Consider the following 21,014-nt stretch of genomic DNA (forward strand, 5'->3'; position numbering starts at 1 on the left):
GAATTTTAGACTCTTCCTTCTCAATAAAACTTAATAAATCGACAATCGATTAAACAATTTTATTTGATAACAAATAAGAATCATCCGATAACCAATAAATTGTATTTTACGAGTATTCATATAGACTGGGATAATGCTTAACGAACCGACTATATTCATGCATCAAGGATGACAAGCCAATCTCCTCTTCCGTATTTTTTAGTGCAATTGATAAAGTTTGATAGAGAAAATGAAGACTGTATTGAGCCATCATATCATGTCAGTCATCTAAATTTCTGATATGTTTGTAGAGGGAAGGAGTTTTTATTCCTAATTCACTTGCCAATTCTTTTAACGATCAATCTTCAGGTCCTAAATACAAAAAAGCACCTCCAAATTTAGGAGGTAGTGTATTAAAGAAATAAGAAAATTTTATACAGAGAATATAGGACTAAATTATTCACCAGCCAATTTTAACAAAGATGGTTTTACTGTAGGACTTTCAGCTATACAAGTTACTCTCTGTTTTGTCGAAAGAGGAAGTCGATCTCCTGTTTTTGAAGAACTTATCACTTTACTTGTACGACTTTTTACAATCTTACCAGATTTACTATTATTAATGACGTTCACTTTTATAGTTTTAATAAAAGAACCTCCTTTTGTTTATTATACCAACAATCTATTCAAAGTTTCCACTGTTAAAATTTCTGTAGTGTAATACACATTTTCTTTTAGCCATTCTAGCAACTGAGAATGATCATTCATATTTTTAACACAATCTACGGTAACCCTATATAATTCTAAATTATCAATATTTTTTAAGTTATAACAATTTATCATGACAAAATCCTTAACTTTATAAGCCGCATAAATCCCAAATCGACACCCCACCGCTCACATTTTCTATAAGTCTATAAAAAATCCCCCAGCTCATTAGCCAAGGGATGGTGAATTTTCACCTTTCAAAATGGAGACTTTTCACTTCTACCGCGAGTGTCTTTCTAACTCCTATTCCTTTTTGTTTCGAACAAAACGACAGATAAAATAGACAACAAGTAACAGGATACTAGGTATACAGGCTTGAACAATCGAACTATAACGGTAATACCTGGAAGTCATTTCCGAATAGAAATCACTGGTTAATACATTGTAAACGGAGTAAATCCCTATTAGGATGGGTAAAATTAGCCCAAAGTATTTTTCTTTTTTCATTGACAAGAATACTTGCAAACCCAAGACTGAAAAAATGACGATGATAATGAGTAATAAATCAGTCATTTTTAATGGCATATTTTTCTCCTCCTTTTTTATTGGTTGACAATCTCATAATAGGACTTGGCTGAAATTTTGTATATCACAAAGTATAACAATGAGAATACTACAAATGAAGCGATGACTGATAAAAGATACACATCCACATAATTTAACAGAATAATAAACATGAATTTCTTCAGTAAACTAAACGTAGCTACAGCATGGATTCCACATACAATCAGAGGCAAGAAAAAGATTGAGAGGGTTTGTTTCTCAATAAGAGCTTTTATTTCTATTCGACTTAAACCAATTTTCTTCATCGAATTGAAACGTTCCCGATCATCATACGCCTCTGAAATTTGTTTGAAATAGACTGTCAGAATGGTTGCTAACAATAAAAGTAAACCAAGGTTTAGAACTAAAAATAAAACACCACTGTGAAGCGCATATAATTCACTTGATCCGGCTGTCTTGGTATCAACGATGGCATTTCGATTCTTTGATTCTAGGTATGATTGAAGCGATTCACCATATTTCAATTCTGCTTCCTTAGTCGTATCTTTTGCTAAATTTATTTCACTAAAGATGACCATATTTCGAGCGAAGTTTTTCCCTACTACACTATTATGGCTAGCAGCTATCTCAGTTAAGCTATGAAGGTCATTGACAATAACATAGTATACCTCGTTCATTAAAGAGGTAACTTCATTTCCTAGTGAAAACTTCTCCATATTATCCTTAGGGATCGCCTGGTAAGAAGTATTCATGATCTCTATTTCACTCTTCGGATAAGCTTCATTGACCCCATAGATCAATACTTCTCCTTCCTTCATCTCGATTTTCTCGCCTGTTAAGTCTTGATAATTAGCTTTATCAATTAAAATTAAGTTGGTTAATTTTTCACCTTCATACATTCCCTCTTTCACACCAAATCCTTTTTCAGTAGGCTTGGCAAATATGGAGAGGTAAGCATAGGATCGAACGCTTTCTAAAGTGACATTAACCATTGAGGCCACTTCTTCACTCGCTTGATGCATTTCTTCTTTTAATTGTGCTTCATTAGCCTCAACGTTCTCGCCTTCATCAACTTGTAATTCGATAAAAGCATCACTAGGATATTGGGTCTCAATCTGATCTTTGGGGGTCGAAAGCATGGATAAGCCCATTGAAAGAAGCATGATCGTGCCAAATAGCATAATACATATATTGGCTAAGCCTACCCCATTCTTTTTCATCCTAGAAAGCATGCCTGAAATCGGAATAAAGTGATTGGTTTGGTAATAAAATTTCTCCCTATTTTTCATCAATTTTAAAACAGCAATACTGATAGAAGTAAAAATAAAGTAGGTTCCAACAATAATCAGTAAACCAGCCAGAAAAACTTTCTGAATTTCTGTAATAGGAGAAATAATTTTAAAACATAAATAGTAACCCACTATGGTCACTAATACTCCCAATAAAGCGACTAAGCTATTGGCTTTGGGTTCTTTCTCAATCATATTTCCGCCTTTTAATAGTTCGATGGGGCTGGACCTATGAATTTGGAAGATATTGCCTAAAAAGACAAAAATAAAAACCGCCACAAAAAAGATCAGGGTCCAGATCATCGATTGGAAAGAAAATTCCGAACCAAATGATACAGGAGCATTCATGAGATATCTGATGAATAAAATCGTCACTTTATTTAACAGGATACCCGCTATAATCCCCAATACCATGCTGATCAGGTATAAAAAAGTCGTTTCATAGAAAAGGACATGCATGATATGTTTTTTGTCCATGCCCAGAACATTGTAGAGCCCAAATTCTTTTTTTCTCGTTTTGATCATAAAGCTATTGATATAGAGAAGGAAAAGGACTGCAAAGAATATCAGTAAAACACTTCCCAAAGACAGGATCGTTTGTAAATTATCCCCTCCTGGAATCTCTGATAAACCTGGATTGACTGAGAGCGACATGACAATATAAGTTGTCATAATCGTAAAAACACCTGATATGATAAAGGGCAGAAACAATTTTGGATTCTTCTTAAGATTATTAAAGGCTATTTTGATATAGAGTTGGTTAAACATAATTTTTCTCTCCCGAAGCCATGACTGTCAGAGTGTTCGATATTTTTTGGAACATCTCTTCATCCGTCAGTTCTTTCTTATACATCTCATGGAAGACTAAACCATCTTTGATAAATAAAACTCTGCGCGCTTTACTCGCTGCATGGACACTATGTGTCACCATTAAAATGGTTTGTCCTTCTTGATTAATTTCATTAAAGATCTTTAAAAGTCCTTCTGCTGAATTTGAATCTAATGCCCCAGTAGGCTCATCTGCCAAGACAAGTTTCGGATCATTGATTAAGGCTCTTGCGACAGCTGTTCGCTGCTTTTGCCCTCCTGACACCTCGTAAGGATACTTATCTAATAGAGATGAAATCCCTAATTTCGTGGCCAGAGGTTCCACCCTTTCTTTCATTTCGGCCACTTTGATTCCCGATAAGACCAATGGAAGAAAGATATTATCCTTTAGCGTCAGATTGTCTAACAAATTAAAGTCTTGAAACACAAACCCCAAATTATTTCGTCTAAAATGGGATAAGTCTTTTTCTGGAATTTCTTCCAAACTTTGGTCATCTAAAATCACGTCCCCACTAGTGGAGTGATCTAATGCTGCTAGAATATTAAGCAATGTTGTTTTACCTGAACCGGATTCACCCATAATCGCAACGTAATCTCCCGCTCCAACTGTAAAAGAAACATCTGAAAGTGCCTCGACGACGTTCCCACCTAATTGGGTACTATAAATTTTTTTAAGATGATTGACTTGGAGTATATTCATATTATTCCCTCATTTCTGATAGTGACTTCCTCCATTGATGAATTAAGCATAACAAAAAAGAGAAATGCGATTCTATATTTGAATCTATCATTTCTCAAGAGTTTCTAACATTTTTGTTAGATAGCATAATTTATTTTGGAGAATTGAATTGTATCAAGACTTTCGTCCCTTTGTCTGGCTCAGATTCAATCCTTAAGCTATGACCCAATTTGGCTAAGATTTTTTTACTCAAATACAAGCCGATACCCGTCGCACTTTTGTGTTGACGGCCCACAAAACCGGTAAAGTTTTTCTCACCAATTCTTGGAATGTCTTCTGAATTAATGCCAATCCCCGTATCTTCTATCACTAACCTATCAGGATCTTCCATATAGACAGAAATACTTCCTTGTTCAGTATACTTTAGCGCGTTCGACAGTATTTGTTCGATGACAAATGATAACCATTTAGAATCCGTAATGAGTTGATAATCGACTTTCGTATAATGAAGCTGCAATTTTTTACGAATAAAAAACAGTGCATATTTTTTGATCGTTTCGACCAAAATGTCATCTAAGTCAGTTTCTTGAAAGATATAATCTGTCGTGGAACTTTCAAGTCGAATATACTGTAGAACAGACTCGACATATTTTTCAACTTCAAACAACTGTGTTTTCATCTCTTCATTAGACTCGTCATCCACTTCCTGATCTTGCAAAATAAGATAGAGCGCAGAAATGGGGATTTTGATCTGATGAACCCAGATCGTAAAATACTCCAGAATACTTTGTTCATTGGCGAGAGAAGCGGTCTCATTTTTGACAAGCAAAGCGGCCAGCTTGGAAATCAGTTCACTATATCCTTTTTCTACTTTGTTCCGTGTCGCAGGTAATGGGATCGTACTAAGAAGATGGACCTTTTCCTTTAATTTGTTCAATGCTAAATATTTTTTCCGGTAATGAAAGTAATCAACCACCATCAAAATCGCTCCCACAAAAGAGCACAGCAAGAGCCAGAGGATGGTTCTTTCCAAACTGACACGATAAAGAAAATCAATGATGATATTGACTAAAAACAAGCCAAGCAAAAAAAGAAGAAAAACTACTCGATCCGATAGATATTTTAAGAAAATATTCATATTAAACCTCAATCATATAGCCTTCACCTTTGATGGTCGTAATAAAATCATCAAGCTCGAGAGTCTGTAATTTTTTTCTTAAGCGGTTGATATTAGTATAAAGTGCACTCTCTTCTACAAAACTCTCCGAATCCCACAAACTTCTCATTAATTGTTCACGTTTAACAATTTTACCTTTATGTTCCATTAATTTCTGAAAGATAATCGCTTCATTCTTGGTCAAATTTATTGTCTGATCTCCGGCTCGAATGGTAAAAGTATCCATATTGAAAAACAATTGTGGATGCTCTAACAAATGGACATTCTCACCAAAATCATACGTTCGACGCAGAATAGCTTGGATTTTAGCCATCAACACCTCATAATTAAAAGGTTTGGTAATATAATCATCTGCTCCATTGTCAATAGCTCTGACAATATTCAAATCATCAATAGCAGATGAAACAAAAATAATCGGCGTACTAGAAAGCTTCCGAATCTCTTCACACCAATAATAACCACTATAAAAAGGTAAGGTCACATCCATCAAAACTAACTGAGGATCATATTCAATAAAAAGATGGTGAATCCTTCTGAAATCCATGGCCACTTTTGCATCATAGCCCCATTTTTCTAAATGATTTCTGATACGATCTGCAATTACCTTATCATCTTCCACGATTAATATTTTCATACAAGCTCCCCTTATACTCAATTTTGTATGCTTGGCAGTTTAAGGATGCAAGTCTCTTTCTATTGAAACAGCTTGATATCATTATAAGTCAAACCAAAAGATTTGTCTTGAGTATAGAAGAAAAGCCCTTCTGAATAAGAAGAGCAGGTTTCATGTTTAGGAGTAAATATTGTATTTATTTTCTATTGTTTAAGTAGAATTATTAACCCTACAAACTGAAATTTATGCATCACTTTTAGCTCCAATTCTTGATCATCTTTCCTTCAATCTCTTTTGCTAGTAATTTTGCCGTAATTGAGCTAAAATGTACTCCATCAACAGTCTGAACTAATCCTCTTATTTTTGCAAACCAATCTTTGCTTTTAGGAAATATAGTTATTGATAATTCATCCAGTAACCTGGTTAAAAAAACTCCACTTCCAACTATAAGCTTTTCTTTCTTGTGGCAATGCATCTATCATCACACAGAATTCTCAACATCCTCATCTCCGCAAATTCAAAGTGATCTTCCTCTATTAGAATGCCCGAAACCCAGCCATAAAGATTGTTATTTGCTCTTGTCATCATTATGGCACGAAATCCAAGTATAAAGTCTAGTTTTTATTGACTATCTCATAGAAATTTAAAGGGACATTTCTATCTAATTTTTCACAATAAACTTTCTTCATTTTTATAAAAGAAAATCCGCCTTTTTCTATAACTTTGTTAGCGCCTGTATTTTCAGTCATTATTCTTATTAATATTTTTTTATATCCTAGTCCAAACAAATAATTCACCATGGCTTTGCAAGCTTCTGTCATATAACCCATGCCCCAGAATTTTTTAGATGAAACATAACCTATTTCAGGATGTCTCTCGGGTGTGATTTTTACTACAACGATCATCCCTATTACTTCAGATGCTTTTTTGTTCTCTATAGCGAACCGATTTGTGCCCTTTTCGTTATATTTACTCAACCAAATATCTAATATCTTTTTTGTATCTTCTTTAGTTTTATGAATAGGAAAGGTTAAAAATCTTGTAACATCTTCGTCTGATCCCATGCAAATATGAAATCCAAATCACTTTCTTTTAAATTTCTCAGTATTAATCTATCTGTTTCTAACATGATAATTTTCCTTTTCCACTATTATAGTGTGCCCTAAAGTTCTTATTCTATCGTTACTATCTGCCGTTGGTATAATTATGGTAATCGGATATGAAATATAATTCATTTACAATTCCAAATATTTATCCAACTCCCTGAAATTCACATACTCAGCACCATTAAATTTTGGATAGGAGTCCCCTCCATAAATAATCCTTGGATTCTTTGCATTTTCTTCTGCTTCTACAAAAGATAGTAAATGCTTAGCAAATGTTTTGTTTGGCGTCATTGATGTTTTTATTTCAAAAGGATATAAATTATCTTCTTTCTTAACAATTAAGTCCACTTCAACTCCCTTGGCAGTTCTCATAAAATAGATATTCGGATCTTTATTATCATTTAATCGTGATTTTAAGACTTCTGTAACAATTAAATTTTCAAATAAATTACCACGTAGAGGATCTCTATTAACCTGATTCTCAGTTTCTATTCCTAAAAGATAAGCTGCCAATCCTACCTCTGTAAAATAAAGTTTTGGGGATTTAATTTGTTGTTTTGTAACATTAGAGAAATAGGGTCTAAGTCGATATATGATATAAGAGGCTTCTAGCACAGATAACCATTCAGATAAAGTTGTAGATGAAACACCTACTTCACCCGACAAAGTAGACAAATTAACTACTTGTCCTACTCTGCCTGCTAGTAAAGTTAAAAATCGTAAAAATCTATCTAGATTTTTGATTTCTAACATTTCTCTCAAATCTTTTTCAACATAGGTATTTAAATAGTCTCGATAATAAATTGAAGGCTCTCTAGATCCTTCTTTGTATAATTCAGGCATGAAGCCTTTAAGTAATAATTCATCAGTAGATAAGTCTTCTAATAGTCCTTCCTGAATAAGTTCATTCATGCTCAAAGGAAGTAAGGTCATAATACTTGTTCTTCCAGCAAGCGATTGAGCAATTCCTTTTTGTAAACTTGGTTGATGGCTCCCTGTAAGTATAAAACGACCATTCTCTTCTCTATTCTCATCAACCATTACTTGTATGGCAGAAAGAAGTTCTGGTACTCTTTGGACTTCATCGATAATTAATGGTTCTTTGTATGTTTCAAAAAAACCTTTGTAATCTTCTTTTGCTAACATTCTATTTATAGGATCTTCTAAGTTTACGTAGTTATATTCTGGAAAACATTTTTTTACCAAAGTCGTTTTCCCTGATTGCCTTGGCCCGATAATGGTTACAACAGGCACTTGCTTACTTAAAGAAATTAACTTTTGTGAAATATTTCTTCTAATCATATACTTTCCCCCTAACTCATTATACAATACAAAATACGGGCATTATTTTCAAGTTGAACTTGAAAATAATGCCCATATAAGTTGTAAATTAATTTTTACTTCTCTAATAGAGGGCTTGAATCCCGTATCTATCACTACTATCTGCCGTTGACATCATTATTATACGAAACTCGGGTAAAAGTCCCAAGCACTATCAAGCGGTAGGGTTCTGATATATATTTTTTGCTGGTAGGTTATTAGCCATGTATCTAACATGAACATCTACTACTCCATATCTGTTCGTAATGTAAATACCTCTGGTAGGTTATAAATTTCCTCTTTTAAAAACAACGGATAAAAATATAAATCTTTTAATGAATCAAACTTTAACCATTCAAACTGATGGAAATGTACATCTTCTTGTAAATAAAACTTATTTCCTCTCTCTAAAAGTATGGTATCCTCAATATTTATTAAAAAGTAAATGCAAATCTCGTGATATTGAAGATGATCACCATCTTCCGTGAAAAAACTTTGATTAAGCCACAAAGGTCTATCTATAGAAACTTTAATTTTAAGTTCTTCCTTTACTTCACGTATAACTGCCTCTTCTGCTGTTTCCCCCATCATAACTCTGCCACCTGGCAAATAATAATAAGGAGACCTTTCATCTTTCATTGCCAAAATATTGTTGTCATTTATTATGACAGCACATACCATATAATTAAATTTTTCATTATTGTGAATAAAGCTAATATCCATGTTCTCTCCTAAATTGGGCATTATTTTCAAGTTGTACTTTAAAATATTGCCCATTTTCTTTTTATTACTTTCCAGTAGAAGGCTTGAAAGCCAGTGTTCTTCGTTACTATTTGCCGTTGTCATAAACATCCATTATCTAATTCTCTAAAACGCAAAACTTTTATAACCTAGTGAACTTCTAATTAGTTGATAAAGTTCTTAAACCAATTATCAAGAAACTTCATTTGCTCCTCTGTATGAAACCAATGTTCCCCTTCCTTCATTACTGTTAGAGTTGAATTTGTATGATTCACAAAATTAATCATATTATCGTTTTCAGCGAAAAGTATATGAGTAGGTGTATCCCAATGAATAGGATTTTTTCTTACATCGATCAAATATTCCCAAGATAAAATTTCTCCAAATGAAGTCTGAATTTCTTTTTAATACTGAGCTCATCTTCTGAAATGTTTTCCCAAGCCATCCTATCTAAAATCAATCTTTCCATATCAACAATTGGAGAAATAAACATCGCTTTTTCAATACTTTTATCTGATAAAGATATTAGCGAAAAATAGGCTCCTATACTATTAGCAATCAATAAAATTTTATTATAATTGGGAATAATATAGTTGAAAAATCGGTAAACTCTATTTTTACCTCCCAAGGTTTACCTGATTTATAGTCGAATCCAATCATTTCAAAATCATTACTGAAAAACTTTTTATAGTAGTTAGCCTCCTCAGCATTACCTCCTTTACCATGAACATATATAACTGCATTTTCATTTTATTTCCCCTTATTCAAAAATAAGATCGTTTTGAAAGCTTCGGACACCCTAAATAGACACGATTAATAGACAGAAACTTCCCCACAGTCATTCTTCCCTCTTCGTTAAATCTCTCACAGTAATAGATAAATTATAATCTCTAGTTTATGTTCTGGTGTTCTTAGTCTTCTTCATAAAGAGTTATCTAAACTTTTATAAGCAGCTAATTAAGATAATCCTCTTGAAAAAATTTATCGTCTCACCCATTCTTCTTTATACAAAACGGATGATATTAAATCTTCTTCAGTTCCATATCTAGTACTTATAGAGTGATCCAACAAATATTGGAATCCCAATTTTTCGGTTACTCGTTTTGATTGAACATTTCTCTTAAAATAGCCCCAGAACACTGCATCTAATTGCAGAGTTTCAAAACAATTATGAGAATAAAACAATCTCTATCACTGCCTGTTTAATTACCTACCATTTTACTCCTTATAAAGGAGATGGATAGCGGTAAAATAGTCATTCATTAAATTTAATAGACAACAAACTAGAAAACACTTCAGACATGAAGTGCTTCAATCTAATTTTACTCACAATATTAATACAATCCTAAATCAATTTTATAATCATTCGTTTGTCATGTAGCAAAACTCAGTTTATAAATTTTTTAACCTCTTTAACTTCTTGTTTCAATAGTCTCGATGATATATCTGGACTCAGCGCTTCAACTTTTTTAATATTCTATTTCCATCTGCTTAACACTCTTATCTTTAAGGATCTCTATGAAGTTCTCGTCATAATTTACATCAGAAAAAGAATACTCTTATGGAGGGGTAATGTATATAACAAACAACCCGATCAAAAAATGACCGGGTTGTTTAACACGTGATTCTATTAATAATTTCCTGACGACCGGTTAGAGTCTGAAGCATGGGTTTCCTCATAAAATTTCTGAATTTCACCATTCCCCACGAAATATCGGTCTAATATGACCCCGATATTCGCTTCGGCTGTCATCCAGACCTGAAGTTCCCCCTTATAATCTAGTAACAGATAATTACAGGCTTTCCCATTTACCTTAGCAGGGTAAATCGTAATCAAGGTGCAATCAGGATCCATCAAGAGGCTCTCCGATTCCTCACCAATGTTGATCTCCCCCATCACTTCGTTGCCAAACATACCTTCCGTTAACAGATTCATTTTACGTCATCTCCATCACTTGTTCTTAATATTACCTTTAGCTTAGCACAAGAAAGCGTATTCTTCCAGATGATAAGTAAAAACATAATATTTTATAGGTAAGGATAGAATAAATAAAGAAGCCCATCATTTGAAGTGCTTAAAACCTATTTCTGTTAACCAGTTCATTTTTAGTTAAGTGCATAAGGTTTATTCATTTTGAAAGATATTGATACTTCTGCTTTGTGTAATCTAGCAGCTACTATTGACTCGATATGTTTGTAAAAGAAATCAAATGATCTGCATCGGCATCTTTACAAATAATCCTTTGTCTACAAATTAATTCTTTCAAAGATCTTAATACTTGCCCATAAATTAATTACAATAAGAATCAGGGTGGTCATTAGCGGCTTGAAATAAGCTTCAAGGTCTACTTTCCCTAATAAAATTTCACTTTGATTTTGAATCAAAAATAATGGATTATAATTCTTCAAAGGATTGAAAAGGCTTATTATGAACAAAATCACTACAACAATTAACACACCAAGCAGCACACCTGTATTTTTTTTAAATAAACTTGAGAATAATAGCAATAAACTAATTAAAAAAATTCCAAATCCCCAAGTTAAAATGTAAGTAAATACTTTATTCGTACCATCAGCTGAAAAATAATACAATGTATAACCATACTGAACTAATGAACTGATAAAATATGATCCCGTCCAAATACTGATGATCATTATAAATTTTGCCAAAATAATTATTCTTCGAGATAATCCTTTCGTTACAAGATTAATTAAAGTTTGATTTGTCAATTCATTGGTTAGACTTCCACTAAAAATAATCACTAATGCGATTAAACCTATCTGGTTAATCCCTTTAAAGAACTGCATATACGAATCAATATAGCTGGGGTCCGGTATGCTAATCTGTGCATCACTTGGTAATAAATTCTTTAAAATATCTGGAGTGATGAGAGCATTCAGTGGCCCCATAATCCCCAGAATAATACAGAGTAGTAAAAGTGAAATGATTTTGTGTGTCCGATAATTTTCCATCCATTCTTTCTTCAACAGCACTTGAAATGAACTCATGATACCACCTCAATGTATAGGTCTTCTAGCGAACGATCAACCACTTCAAAATAACTCGGATATATTTCCATCTCTATCAAATCATTCAAACAAGCTTTAACAGCAATCTCTGTTTTTTCAAATTTTTGAATAGGAATTTCAATGGTGACCAGTTGATTAGCCTTTCTCAGTTTATATTTCTTTGCTAGTCGCTCTTCATCAACGGGCTCTACCATTAAAGAAATCATTATTCGATTCTTTCGATCTGCAAGATCTTGCTCGATATCTTTCAAATTTCTGATATTCTGATGAGTCAAGACCAACACTTCATCACAAATTCGTTCAACATCAGATAGTATATGTGTCGAGAAGATCACAGTCGTCTCCTTTTTCACTTCTTGAAGAATCTGCAAAATATCTTGTCTCCCTTTTGGATCAAGTGCACTAGTCGGTTCATCACAAATCAGTAATTTCGGCTGATTAATGAGAGCTTGAGCAATCCCCAAACGTTGCTTCATCCCGCGTGAATACTTAGAAATCAGTAATTTATCATCCGTAATCCCAACTTTATTCAATAAGTCATCAATTGAAGCCGTCTGCTTTCCTTGAACAATCAGACCAGCACACAATTCTAAATATTCTCTAGCATTCATATAAGCATAATATTCAGGAACATCCGGCAAATAACCAACTTCTTGATTGGTAACCATATCACCATATTTGACCTTTTGCCCCATTAGAGAAATAGAACCTCGATCTGCTTTGAGTAAGCCCAGAATCATTTTGATGGTAGTCGTTTTACCCGAACCATTGGGACCAATAAAACCATAAATTTTATGCGCGTCAATCTCTAAATTTACTCCATCTATAATTTGATGATTGCTGAATGACTTACTTAAATTTTCTAATTTGAGTATGGTCATGACTCTCTACCCTCCACAGCTATAAAGAGGATGGGACCTATTATATTTATGAAAACAATAATCACTCCCCATAACAACTTATTGAGATATTTAGTGTGCGATATACTTATCAATTTCCGAATCGCTATCACAACAAGAATAATCTGCAAAACAATTAAAGGGATCAAAAAAGGTAAATATTCACTGAATTCTAAATTCATCATGGTTAAACTTCCTCTCTATCTCAGTGATTCTATCCAAAATATTTTGGTATTCTGATTGAGTTTTCAACCGATCAAAGCAGGGATGACCAAGGATACTGTCTCTAACCGCACTAATCATTTGATTCGGTCGAAAAGGGGCCTCCTTGCCTGTCGGTAAATTAACGAGCCAATCATCAATTGCATCAAAGAACTCATCCCCATGTAACTCAAATGACGTTAATAAATTATCAGCACAGTCAAGATACTTATTGAGATACTTCAACGTTAACTTTTCAGAATGACTTACTGATTGTTTAGCAGCTACATAGTAGAAATTTAAGGCTGTCAGTGGATGCAAATGTTCCAAATCAAACGCATCAATGAGTGCTTGGGACCTACCAATTGCTACCTGATTGTCACGGAGTCCTCCCATCTCGATCAATGAATATAAATATTGTACGATCAAGACTGTTTGTTGATAGAGTTCAATTTGCAATACTTCCGTAGCTTTGGTCAAATCCCCTTTCATGGCATAACTTTTAGACAAAATCAGTTCTTCACCTAATTTATAAGGTCGAGGATTGCATATTTTGATGATAGTATCAAAATCCTGTCTGTTAAATAAAAACATCAATTTAAGACTAATGGCCATCTGTAAATCTACTTCAGCATTAGAATGTTCAATAATATGATTTAACCATTTTATGCAGAAGTCTGACACTTGAGACCCATAATCTTCAAGTGATAAGTAATAATTAGCTAAGTATTGAATCAGAATCATTAAAGTCTTGTAATCATTAGCATACATTTTGAAAAGCTTTTGGATTTCTTCATATTGAGCTTGAGGTTCATCCTTCATAAATTCTAAACGCAGACGCCTGAATAATGTTATTCTCTCTTGATGAGTCAACATTTTTTGGTAATTAATTAAATCATCAACTGACACGTTAAAAAGCTTTGCTAATGTAACTAAATATGGAACATCTGGTATCGAGAGATTATTCTCCCATTTTGAAATAGTCGCTTTGGTTAAATTCAAATAATTGGCTAGCTCATCTTGAGTCATATTTAATTGGGTTCGATATTTATATAGATTTTCGCCAATGTTCATGATTTCCCCTCCTTTACTTATATTATATGGTTTATGAATAGGAAATTAAATTTCTTTATCGTTGATATGCGGATAAATAGTTTCCTCAAAAGAAATTTCGATATCATGCACAAAACGCCACTATGTACACAAATATTTTGAATAAAAATAACCACCTTTCATATTTAAAAGCAAATTTTAATTTACTGATTCTGTATCTTCATAAATTAAATAAACATCCTAGAGAAAAACATAAAATCTAACCTTGGTGTCAAGAGTTCTTGACACCAATTCAAAAAGATGTTACGCTTTTTGTGTCAAGAGCTCTTGACATATCAAGGAGGGATTAAAATGGATTTTGTTTTTATTATTATCTTTAACGTTATTCTTATACTCATTGCTTACTTCTACGCGCGTTCGATTATTAAACTTTCGGGCTACCAGAATAAAGATGAGATGTATCGTTTCTTCTACGGAAATACTTTTAAAAAAATAGGGATTATTCTCATGGTTATTATTGGCATTTCGCTTTTTATCAATCTAGTAATTCTCAATACCTATCATGGAAACATCCCCAAAGAAACCTTACTAGTTGCCATTAAACATGATGCCAAGTATCTAATCATTGCGACTATCACCTATCTGTATCACCTTATTAAGTTAAAGCACACTATCAATTCTTCGGATAAGTAGGTGATTGCTTTGAAAAATAATATCAAAGAAATACGGCTAGCACTTAACTTGTCACAAAAGGAATTAGCACAATTATGTGACGTTTCCAGACAAACCATCAATATGGTTGAAAATGATAAATATGATCCCTCATTGCCTTTAGCAATGAAATTAGCACGATCACTTAATCGCTCAATAGAGCAGTTATTTGAATTGGACGACTAGGAGGAACTCTTATATGACTATCTTATCCATCAAAAACCTGTCAAAAATATATCCCAAGAAACAAGCCCTTCATGAGATAAATCTCCAAATTAAGCAAGGTGAGATCATTGCCTTAATTGGACCCAACGGTGCTGGAAAATCCACTCTTATGAAAATCATCTGTGATTTAGCTAAAGCTTCCTCCGGAACTTATACCTGGTCGTTTAATGGAAAATCTTCCGCTCAAGCAACACTTAAAACCAATATTATTGAAAATCCTGATCTTTTCCCCTATCTTACTGGCTATGAAATACTTCAATATTTTGCGATTCAAAGACAAATTTATGATCAGAATCAAATTACGCAAATTCTTCAACAGGTGAATCTCGAATCTGCAAAAGATTTAAAGTACAAAAATTATTCTATGGGAATGAAGCAAAGACTAGCAGTAGGTCTAGCCATGCTAGGGCAACCAAGAGTCATGATTCTTGACGAACCTACAAATGGCATTGATGTACAAGGTTTAGTAGATTTACGGAAGGTCTTTGTAAGCTTGAATCAGAAATTAAACACCACTCAAATTATCAGTAGTCATAACTTAAATGAACTCTATACCATTGCCCATCGTTTTATTTTCCTTAAGCAAGGTAGAATCATTCAAGATATTTCAAAAGAAAATCTCATTCATGCACTCGACCATGAAAACATTGAACAATACTATTTAAATCTCATGAAGGAGGAACACTAGAAAGATGACCACCTATCTTAAATCTGAACTCTTCCGTATTACAAAAATTAAACTCTTTTATTTTTTAGCTCTTGCCACCGTTTTGACTACTCTTTGTATTGGATTCTTTTTCAAAAGTATCGCACAACTTCAAGACTTTACTATGTACGGAAATCATTATCTTTATGCTTGTTTAATGCTACTTCTCGTAGGTTTTTATCTCATTTACCCTTTTCTTATCACTGGACATATCAGTAAATCTCAACCACTTAATTATCAAATCATTTCAAACGATATCCTTCCTAAGAATATTTTTTTAACAGATATCCTGTTATCAAGCTTAGTAGCCTTTACTTATCTCATCATTTTTTACTTATCGAGTAGTATATTTGCGAGGATCTTCTTTCAAATGAACAATCAACTTACTCAAGAAACAGCCTATATTACAGAACTTAACTACCTCCAAATGATGGGAGTGATCCTACTCTTAATTTTTACGAGTATTTCATTGTTGTACGGACTTCAGTCCATTACCCAAAATAAAATTGCAGCTACTGGAATATTTATCTTTATTTCTTATATTATCCCTTTAATCATTGCCCAATTACGAATGGTTTCACCCTTCTTTAACTTAATCGGGAATTTTCTGCCCTTAATTCAGGCTTTCACCTTTTATCGTGGCGAATCAAATATTCTTTCATTTTTATTAGTTAATCTGGTTTGGATTCTATTGACTACTCTTATCTTTAACAAAAAGTTTGTCCAACAATTTATTTAGTAAATACAAAAGCCCTTCTCGAATGAGTTCGAGAGGGGCTGAAAAATTATATAAGGATCTTTTAACATTAAAAAATGTTTCTTCTTTTTATTCATGAAAATCAATGGAGAAATTAATATTCTCAAATAAACACAATTATTGCGCCTAAATAATTTCAACAAAAAAAAGCTCACAAGGTATTCTCTACCTGTCAGCTATTCATCTACTCTTTTAATGCTCGTTTGCAAAAGAGTCAAATTCATTTATTGGCCAAATTCTCAATTTAGCCTCAGAGATAATTTGAGCTTTATCAACCCCTCCATAATCTCTGCTATCACGTGAATTATTGCGATTATCACCAACAATAAAATATTGATTATCTGCTAGTTGATAAGTCATATCCTCCGTAATAGAATCGGAAGATAAAAAGTCTTCCGCTACAAACTTGTCATCAATAAATAATTTATTATTTCTATACTCAACCACTTCGTTAGGGAGCCCTATGATTCTTTTCACATATAATTTATTGATACGTTTATCTTTAGCAATCACAATGTCGAATCTGTCTAACTCAGAAAAATTAGTTGAAAGTATTTTTTCTTGATGGTGGAGAATGGGTTCCATCGAATCGCCATCTACTTGATAAATGGGGAAAACAAATAATCTGAAAATAATCATAAGAAAGAGCACAATTATAAATAATAAATTGTGATGAATAAACTCTTTTGTTTGGTTAAAATAATTATTCATTTAGTAATTCCTCTATTAAGCTACTAGATGCACCCTAAAGTATTGCTCATCTTTACTGTATTAAGCTATTTATCAAAGCTATTGCATAACCTTTTTGATAAGAGTGCCCCAAACAGCTTTCTTTTCTTTTTTATTAGAATAGCATACTTCTAAATAATGTAAACAATTCATACATTATAATCATAAAGCTCTACTCATTTCCTATTAATCAATTATACAAGTTGCCTCATCAATAACCTGTAAATTTAAGCGATCCCAGTCAAAAAGAGTTTGAACTCTGAGACAGATACAAACGTCCATTCATAGATTTTACAGCCACCAATGTTTCACTATAAGTTTAACTTTTCTTATTAATAAAATCTTTCCTCCTTCCAATCAGTCTTTAAGAAGTAGTAATACTCATCATTTTTGAACTAATTTGCTTTTATTTATTAACTTCTATTTGCATTTTTCATTTTATAGTCCACATAAATGCATATTACATCTAAAAAGACTTTATAGATAAGGTCATTCGTATTATTAACAACTGTTTCCATCGAATTGGTTTTATTGACCACCAGATTATGAATAGAAAGTTTATATAGCTTGTTATTATAACTTCCCGTCATACTTACAATCTAAAAACTCTCTCCTTTTAAATTGCTCAATTAACTTATTAGAACCCAAAGGGAGCGAAGTGATTTATAATTTACCTACTAAATTTGGTAATCTTAAAATAACATTAATCATAATGAAAATTTTATCCAAGAGCTTTTCTTTTTATTAGTGAATAATTTATTAGGCATCAAAAAGTCTTTGATATTTTTCTGTCGCATCCAGTAAATAGAGTTTTATTTCATTGTACAGCTGGGAAAGATCGAACTGACATCATTTCCATGTTAATTCTAGCTCTGTGCGGTATTGAAGATCAAAATATTATAACCAATTATAAAGTTAGTTTCACCAACCCCTCATATGACCCCGTTTTATTAAACACATCTAATGGTCAAAATGAAACTTTAAATATGAATCTTCTTAATTCTAATCCAGAATTAATGCAAAATGCCCTTTCATATTTAAAAACAAATTTTAAATCAATTAATCATTATTTTTTAGAAATGGGATTTGATTATCAGCAAATAGATCAACTTAAAACCATTTTTTCAGAAAATTTCCAATAAGAAAACTCTTCTAAACAAGTCTTTTATATTTCATTTACAAAAAAACGTTGTGGGATTTTTCAAAAGTCTTCAGACCCCCACAACGTTTTTAATATGTTAACTTAATGTATTTATCGACTAGCCATTTTTATATTTCTTCATATAGTAGAGCTGTAACAAAATCCCTACTAAGGTCATGCCAATCACAATGATAAAGGCGGTAGAATAAGAACCTGTTGCATCTAATATCATCGAGCCAATCATTGGACCAAAGACAGCTGCTACCCCATATGCCGTAAACATCCAGCCATAGTTGGTTCCTACATTTTTAACTCCCCAATTCTCTGCAGTGATACCCGGGAAGGAACCTAAGAAGCCACCAAAGGATAAACCGACCATCATGAGACCAATCGTACCCGCTAAGGCTCCCATCTTACCACTACTGATCGCTAAGAATAATCCTCCTGCCACTACTAAAAACATGGCAATCACGGTTGTATAGCGTCCAAGCTTATCAGAAACCGATCCCCAGAAAATACGGCCCACAGTATTGGCAATCGAAACCGCCATCACCACCGCGACTGGATCACCTAATTGATAATTACTTGCAATGGAGGCAGCCGAGGAAATAATCATCATGCCCCCTGTCGCCCCAAGTGTATAGACGAACCATAGTAACCAGAATTTATTCTCTTTAATCATTTCTTTATAATCTTTTCCTTCAACAAGAGTCTGACCTGAACTTGTCTCAGTTTCAGGTGCTTTAGACATCAAGATAGAGGCTAAGCAAATCACCACTAAGAGAATGATCCCCAGAATTCTGAAGATCGAATAGATATCTTGTGTCTGTAACATCCATTTTACTACTGGCGCAAAGATCAAAGGACCTAAGCCAAATCCAGCTGCCGTTAAGCCTCCTGCTAAGCCCTTCTTATCTGGAAACCACTTGGAAGCAACCGAAGTCGCCGCTCCATAAGCCGCTCCAATCCCCAATCCCAAAATCAAACCATACGTGATATAAAGCATTAGAACCGAGTTAACAAATCCTGTTAAGAACATTCCTAGTCCAAACAAGATACCTCCTAAAAAAACAAAACGCCTTGGACCAAATTGATCCAATTTCGGTCCAAAAATAATCATTCCAATCGGCACCATCGCAAATGAAATAGAATACGCAATCGCTGTTTGAGTCTGTGCCCAAGCAGGATTAGCCTCTAACAAAGCAGCTTGAAAGACTGACCAAGCATAACCGGCACCTAAACATAAATTCGTAATAATCGCAGCCAACAAAATAATCCATCGATTCACTTTTTTCTCCATAATTTACCTCACTTAAATTTTTTTCAGTGTGCATTACAAGTTCTTCGGTATCCGTTTTGCTTTCATCACCTCAAACTTAATTTAAGAGCAACATCTCGATATTATGAGTAAAAGTTTAATCTAAAATGGAACCGTTTACAAATACGTTTAGCTTATCGCTTCTATAACTTATACTTATAATTTTGATTGGAGAAACTTAATCCAAAAACAACAGCATCACTGATGTATTGCTTAATCATCAATAGAGACAACGAATTTTATATTAGACTCAAGTATAAATACAAGTTAGAGTTCAACCACATACAAAATGCCAAACAAAAATAAACAGGCTGCTAGAACCCCCCCTCTTTATCATCCAATTATAATAACCCGCCTATTTATACGCTCTACCTAACCTTAACGGTCAACACTCAAAAACCCCTCTCGAATAGAGACGAGAGGGGTTGAAGAAATAGCTTGCAATCTTTTAACTTTAAGAGAGGGTTAGCCTTATCGTTAATTTAAATCAGTTATCTCAGTTTCTCGAGGCATTATTTCAGAATCTTTAAGTAACTCTGCCTCCCATTCCTCTCTTAATATTCCATAAGAAAGGCTATCAAAATAGTGATTCTTCCAGAAGCGGACTTTGCGAACATGTGCTTCTTTCTTCATTCCTAATTTTTCAGCTGCTCGCATCATCCTCTGATTACCACTCCAAGTAGTTAGACCAATATGCTCAAGTTCAGATAGATGATTAAATATTTCGCTGATCCATAATTTCAGTGCTAGGCTTCCAATCCCACCACTCCAGAAACGAGGATTATAAATCGTTATCCCTATTTCTAACCAACGCGTGTTCTCATCTTTCCAATAGCGTCCAACCATCCCCACTGGATCGCCATTGAATAGAATGCATCTTCGTTGATCATCCATAAAAAAAGAATATTTATCTGACTGAATAAACTGATCAATGCTATCATAAGAACGATAGTCATTTTCAAAATATGGTCCATCCCAATTTTTCCATTCAGGTTTCTCTTCTGAGAACCCCTGCTTCCAAATTTCAGCTAATAAATCATCATTAAACTTTACTAATTCTACTTGGGTATTATTCATATTATTTTCTCCTATATTTCAGTTGGCTTTTTATATAGGTGGCATAATACCTCTTCTTATGTTCAAGGGATAAAGCTTAGAAAAATCTGCCACCTCTCACATTGTTCTTAGACATATTTTTCTTATATAGGTTTTTCATTTTTATTCCTCCTTAGTCGTTTGTTAA

22 protein-coding genes are annotated in these 21,014 nt (G+C 33.4%); 5 read left to right on the top strand and 17 right to left on the bottom strand.

Annotated features, from left to right (window positions below; all coding sequences use genetic code 11):
- Positions 1-987: 987 nt before the first annotated feature.
- The 14 genes from HZY91_RS02625 to HZY91_RS02690 all read right to left on the bottom strand — a co-directional run bounded on the left by HZY91_RS02625 (position 988) and on the right by HZY91_RS02690 (position 14,205).
- Positions 988-1,269: a hypothetical protein gene (locus HZY91_RS02625; protein ID WP_197114421.1), complete on the bottom strand. Its 282-nt coding sequence runs from the start codon at positions 1,267-1,269 to the stop codon at positions 988-990.
- A 17-nt stretch (positions 1,270-1,286) separates the two neighbouring features.
- A complete protein-coding gene (locus HZY91_RS02630; RefSeq protein ID WP_197114423.1) occupies positions 1,287-3,305 on the bottom strand; it encodes an FtsX-like permease family protein in 2,019 nt (672 codons plus the stop codon).
- Entirely contained in the window at positions 3,298-4,065 is a 768-nt protein-coding gene (locus HZY91_RS02635) for an ABC transporter ATP-binding protein (RefSeq protein ID WP_197114425.1), read from the bottom strand. Before HZY91_RS02635 ends, HZY91_RS02630 begins: the two co-directional genes overlap by 8 nt.
- A gap of 130 nt (positions 4,066-4,195) precedes the next feature.
- On the bottom strand, positions 4,196-5,182 hold the full coding sequence (locus HZY91_RS02640; RefSeq protein ID WP_197114427.1) for a sensor histidine kinase: 987 nt from the start codon (positions 5,180-5,182) through the stop codon (positions 4,196-4,198).
- Between the two features lies 1 nt (position 5,183).
- Complete coding sequence (locus HZY91_RS02645) at positions 5,184-5,855, bottom strand: response regulator transcription factor (protein WP_197114430.1); 672 nt, start codon at positions 5,853-5,855, stop codon at positions 5,184-5,186.
- 593 nt (positions 5,856-6,448) lie between these two features.
- A complete protein-coding gene (locus HZY91_RS02650) occupies positions 6,449-6,898 on the bottom strand; it encodes a GNAT family N-acetyltransferase (protein ID WP_197114431.1) in 450 nt (149 codons plus the stop codon).
- A gap of 171 nt (positions 6,899-7,069) precedes the next feature.
- Positions 7,070-8,242, bottom strand: a complete 1,173-nt coding sequence (locus HZY91_RS02655; protein ID WP_197114433.1) for an ATP-binding protein — start codon at positions 8,240-8,242, stop codon at positions 7,070-7,072.
- Between the two features lie 264 nt (positions 8,243-8,506).
- The gene (locus HZY91_RS02660; RefSeq protein ID WP_235991575.1) at positions 8,507-9,106 is read right to left on the bottom strand and encodes an NUDIX hydrolase; all 600 of its coding nucleotides are present in this window, start codon (positions 9,104-9,106) and stop codon (positions 8,507-8,509) included.
- A 250-nt stretch (positions 9,107-9,356) separates the two neighbouring features.
- Entirely contained in the window at positions 9,357-9,629 is a 273-nt protein-coding gene (locus tag HZY91_RS10865) for a hypothetical protein (RefSeq protein WP_218957716.1), read from the bottom strand.
- Between the two features lie 1,002 nt (positions 9,630-10,631).
- On the bottom strand, positions 10,632-10,937 hold the full coding sequence (locus HZY91_RS02670; protein WP_197114435.1) for a hypothetical protein: 306 nt from the start codon (positions 10,935-10,937) through the stop codon (positions 10,632-10,634).
- Positions 10,938-11,248: 311 nt separating this feature from the next.
- Positions 11,249-12,010 (bottom strand): ABC transporter permease subunit, encoded by a 762-nt coding sequence (locus tag HZY91_RS02675; RefSeq protein ID WP_197114437.1) that lies wholly within the window; start codon positions 12,008-12,010, stop codon positions 11,249-11,251.
- Complete coding sequence (locus tag HZY91_RS02680; RefSeq protein ID WP_197114439.1) at positions 12,007-12,912, bottom strand: ABC transporter ATP-binding protein; 906 nt, start codon at positions 12,910-12,912, stop codon at positions 12,007-12,009. The genes HZY91_RS02675 and HZY91_RS02680 overlap by 4 nt, the downstream gene beginning before the upstream one ends.
- Positions 12,909-13,115 (bottom strand): PLDc N-terminal domain-containing protein, encoded by a 207-nt coding sequence (locus tag HZY91_RS02685; RefSeq protein WP_328751628.1) that lies wholly within the window; start codon positions 13,113-13,115, stop codon positions 12,909-12,911. The genes HZY91_RS02680 and HZY91_RS02685 overlap by 4 nt, the downstream gene beginning before the upstream one ends.
- On the bottom strand, positions 13,093-14,205 hold the full coding sequence (locus HZY91_RS02690) for a helix-turn-helix domain-containing protein (protein WP_197114442.1): 1,113 nt from the start codon (positions 14,203-14,205) through the stop codon (positions 13,093-13,095). Before HZY91_RS02690 ends, HZY91_RS02685 begins: the two co-directional genes overlap by 23 nt.
- Positions 14,206-14,535: 330 nt before the next feature.
- On the opposite strand from HZY91_RS02690, the gene HZY91_RS02695 reads away from it, so the two are divergent.
- The 4 genes from HZY91_RS02695 to HZY91_RS02710 are packed head-to-tail and all read left to right on the top strand — an operon-like array spanning position 14,536 to position 16,565.
- Positions 14,536-14,877: a hypothetical protein gene (locus HZY91_RS02695; protein ID WP_197114444.1), complete on the top strand. Its 342-nt coding sequence runs from the start codon at positions 14,536-14,538 to the stop codon at positions 14,875-14,877.
- Between the two features lie 9 nt (positions 14,878-14,886).
- Positions 14,887-15,081 (top strand): helix-turn-helix transcriptional regulator, encoded by a 195-nt coding sequence (locus tag HZY91_RS02700; protein WP_197114446.1) that lies wholly within the window; start codon positions 14,887-14,889, stop codon positions 15,079-15,081.
- Positions 15,082-15,094: 13 nt separating this feature from the next.
- Positions 15,095-15,808: an ABC transporter ATP-binding protein gene (locus HZY91_RS02705; protein WP_197114448.1), complete on the top strand. Its 714-nt coding sequence runs from the start codon at positions 15,095-15,097 to the stop codon at positions 15,806-15,808.
- A gap of 4 nt (positions 15,809-15,812) precedes the next feature.
- Entirely contained in the window at positions 15,813-16,565 is a 753-nt protein-coding gene (locus HZY91_RS02710) for a hypothetical protein (protein WP_197114450.1), read from the top strand.
- 210 nt (positions 16,566-16,775) lie between these two features.
- Here HZY91_RS02710 and lepB read toward each other — a convergent pair whose 3' ends face one another.
- Positions 16,776-17,294, bottom strand: coding sequence for a signal peptidase I (lepB, locus tag HZY91_RS02715; RefSeq protein ID WP_197114451.1), 519 nt, complete (start codon positions 17,292-17,294; stop codon positions 16,776-16,778).
- Between the two features lie 776 nt (positions 17,295-18,070).
- On the opposite strand from lepB, the gene HZY91_RS11185 reads away from it, so the two are divergent.
- On the top strand, positions 18,071-18,454 hold the full coding sequence (locus tag HZY91_RS11185; protein WP_197114578.1) for a tyrosine-protein phosphatase: 384 nt from the start codon (positions 18,071-18,073) through the stop codon (positions 18,452-18,454).
- Positions 18,455-18,571: 117 nt separating this feature from the next.
- Here HZY91_RS11185 and HZY91_RS02725 read toward each other — a convergent pair whose 3' ends face one another.
- Both HZY91_RS02725 and HZY91_RS02730 read right to left on the bottom strand, forming a co-directional pair.
- Positions 18,572-19,753 carry an L-lactate MFS transporter gene (locus tag HZY91_RS02725; protein WP_197114453.1) on the bottom strand — a complete coding sequence of 394 codons (1,182 nt, stop codon included), beginning with the start codon at positions 19,751-19,753 and terminating at the stop codon, positions 18,572-18,574.
- 495 nt (positions 19,754-20,248) lie between these two features.
- The gene (locus HZY91_RS02730) at positions 20,249-20,848 is read right to left on the bottom strand and encodes a GNAT family N-acetyltransferase (RefSeq protein WP_197114455.1); all 600 of its coding nucleotides are present in this window, start codon (positions 20,846-20,848) and stop codon (positions 20,249-20,251) included.
- Between the last annotated feature and the right edge of the window lie 166 nt (positions 20,849-21,014).

This window comes from Facklamia lactis, from assembly GCF_015863205.1.
Classification (GTDB): Bacteria; Bacillota; Bacilli; order Lactobacillales; family Aerococcaceae; genus Facklamia; species Facklamia lactis.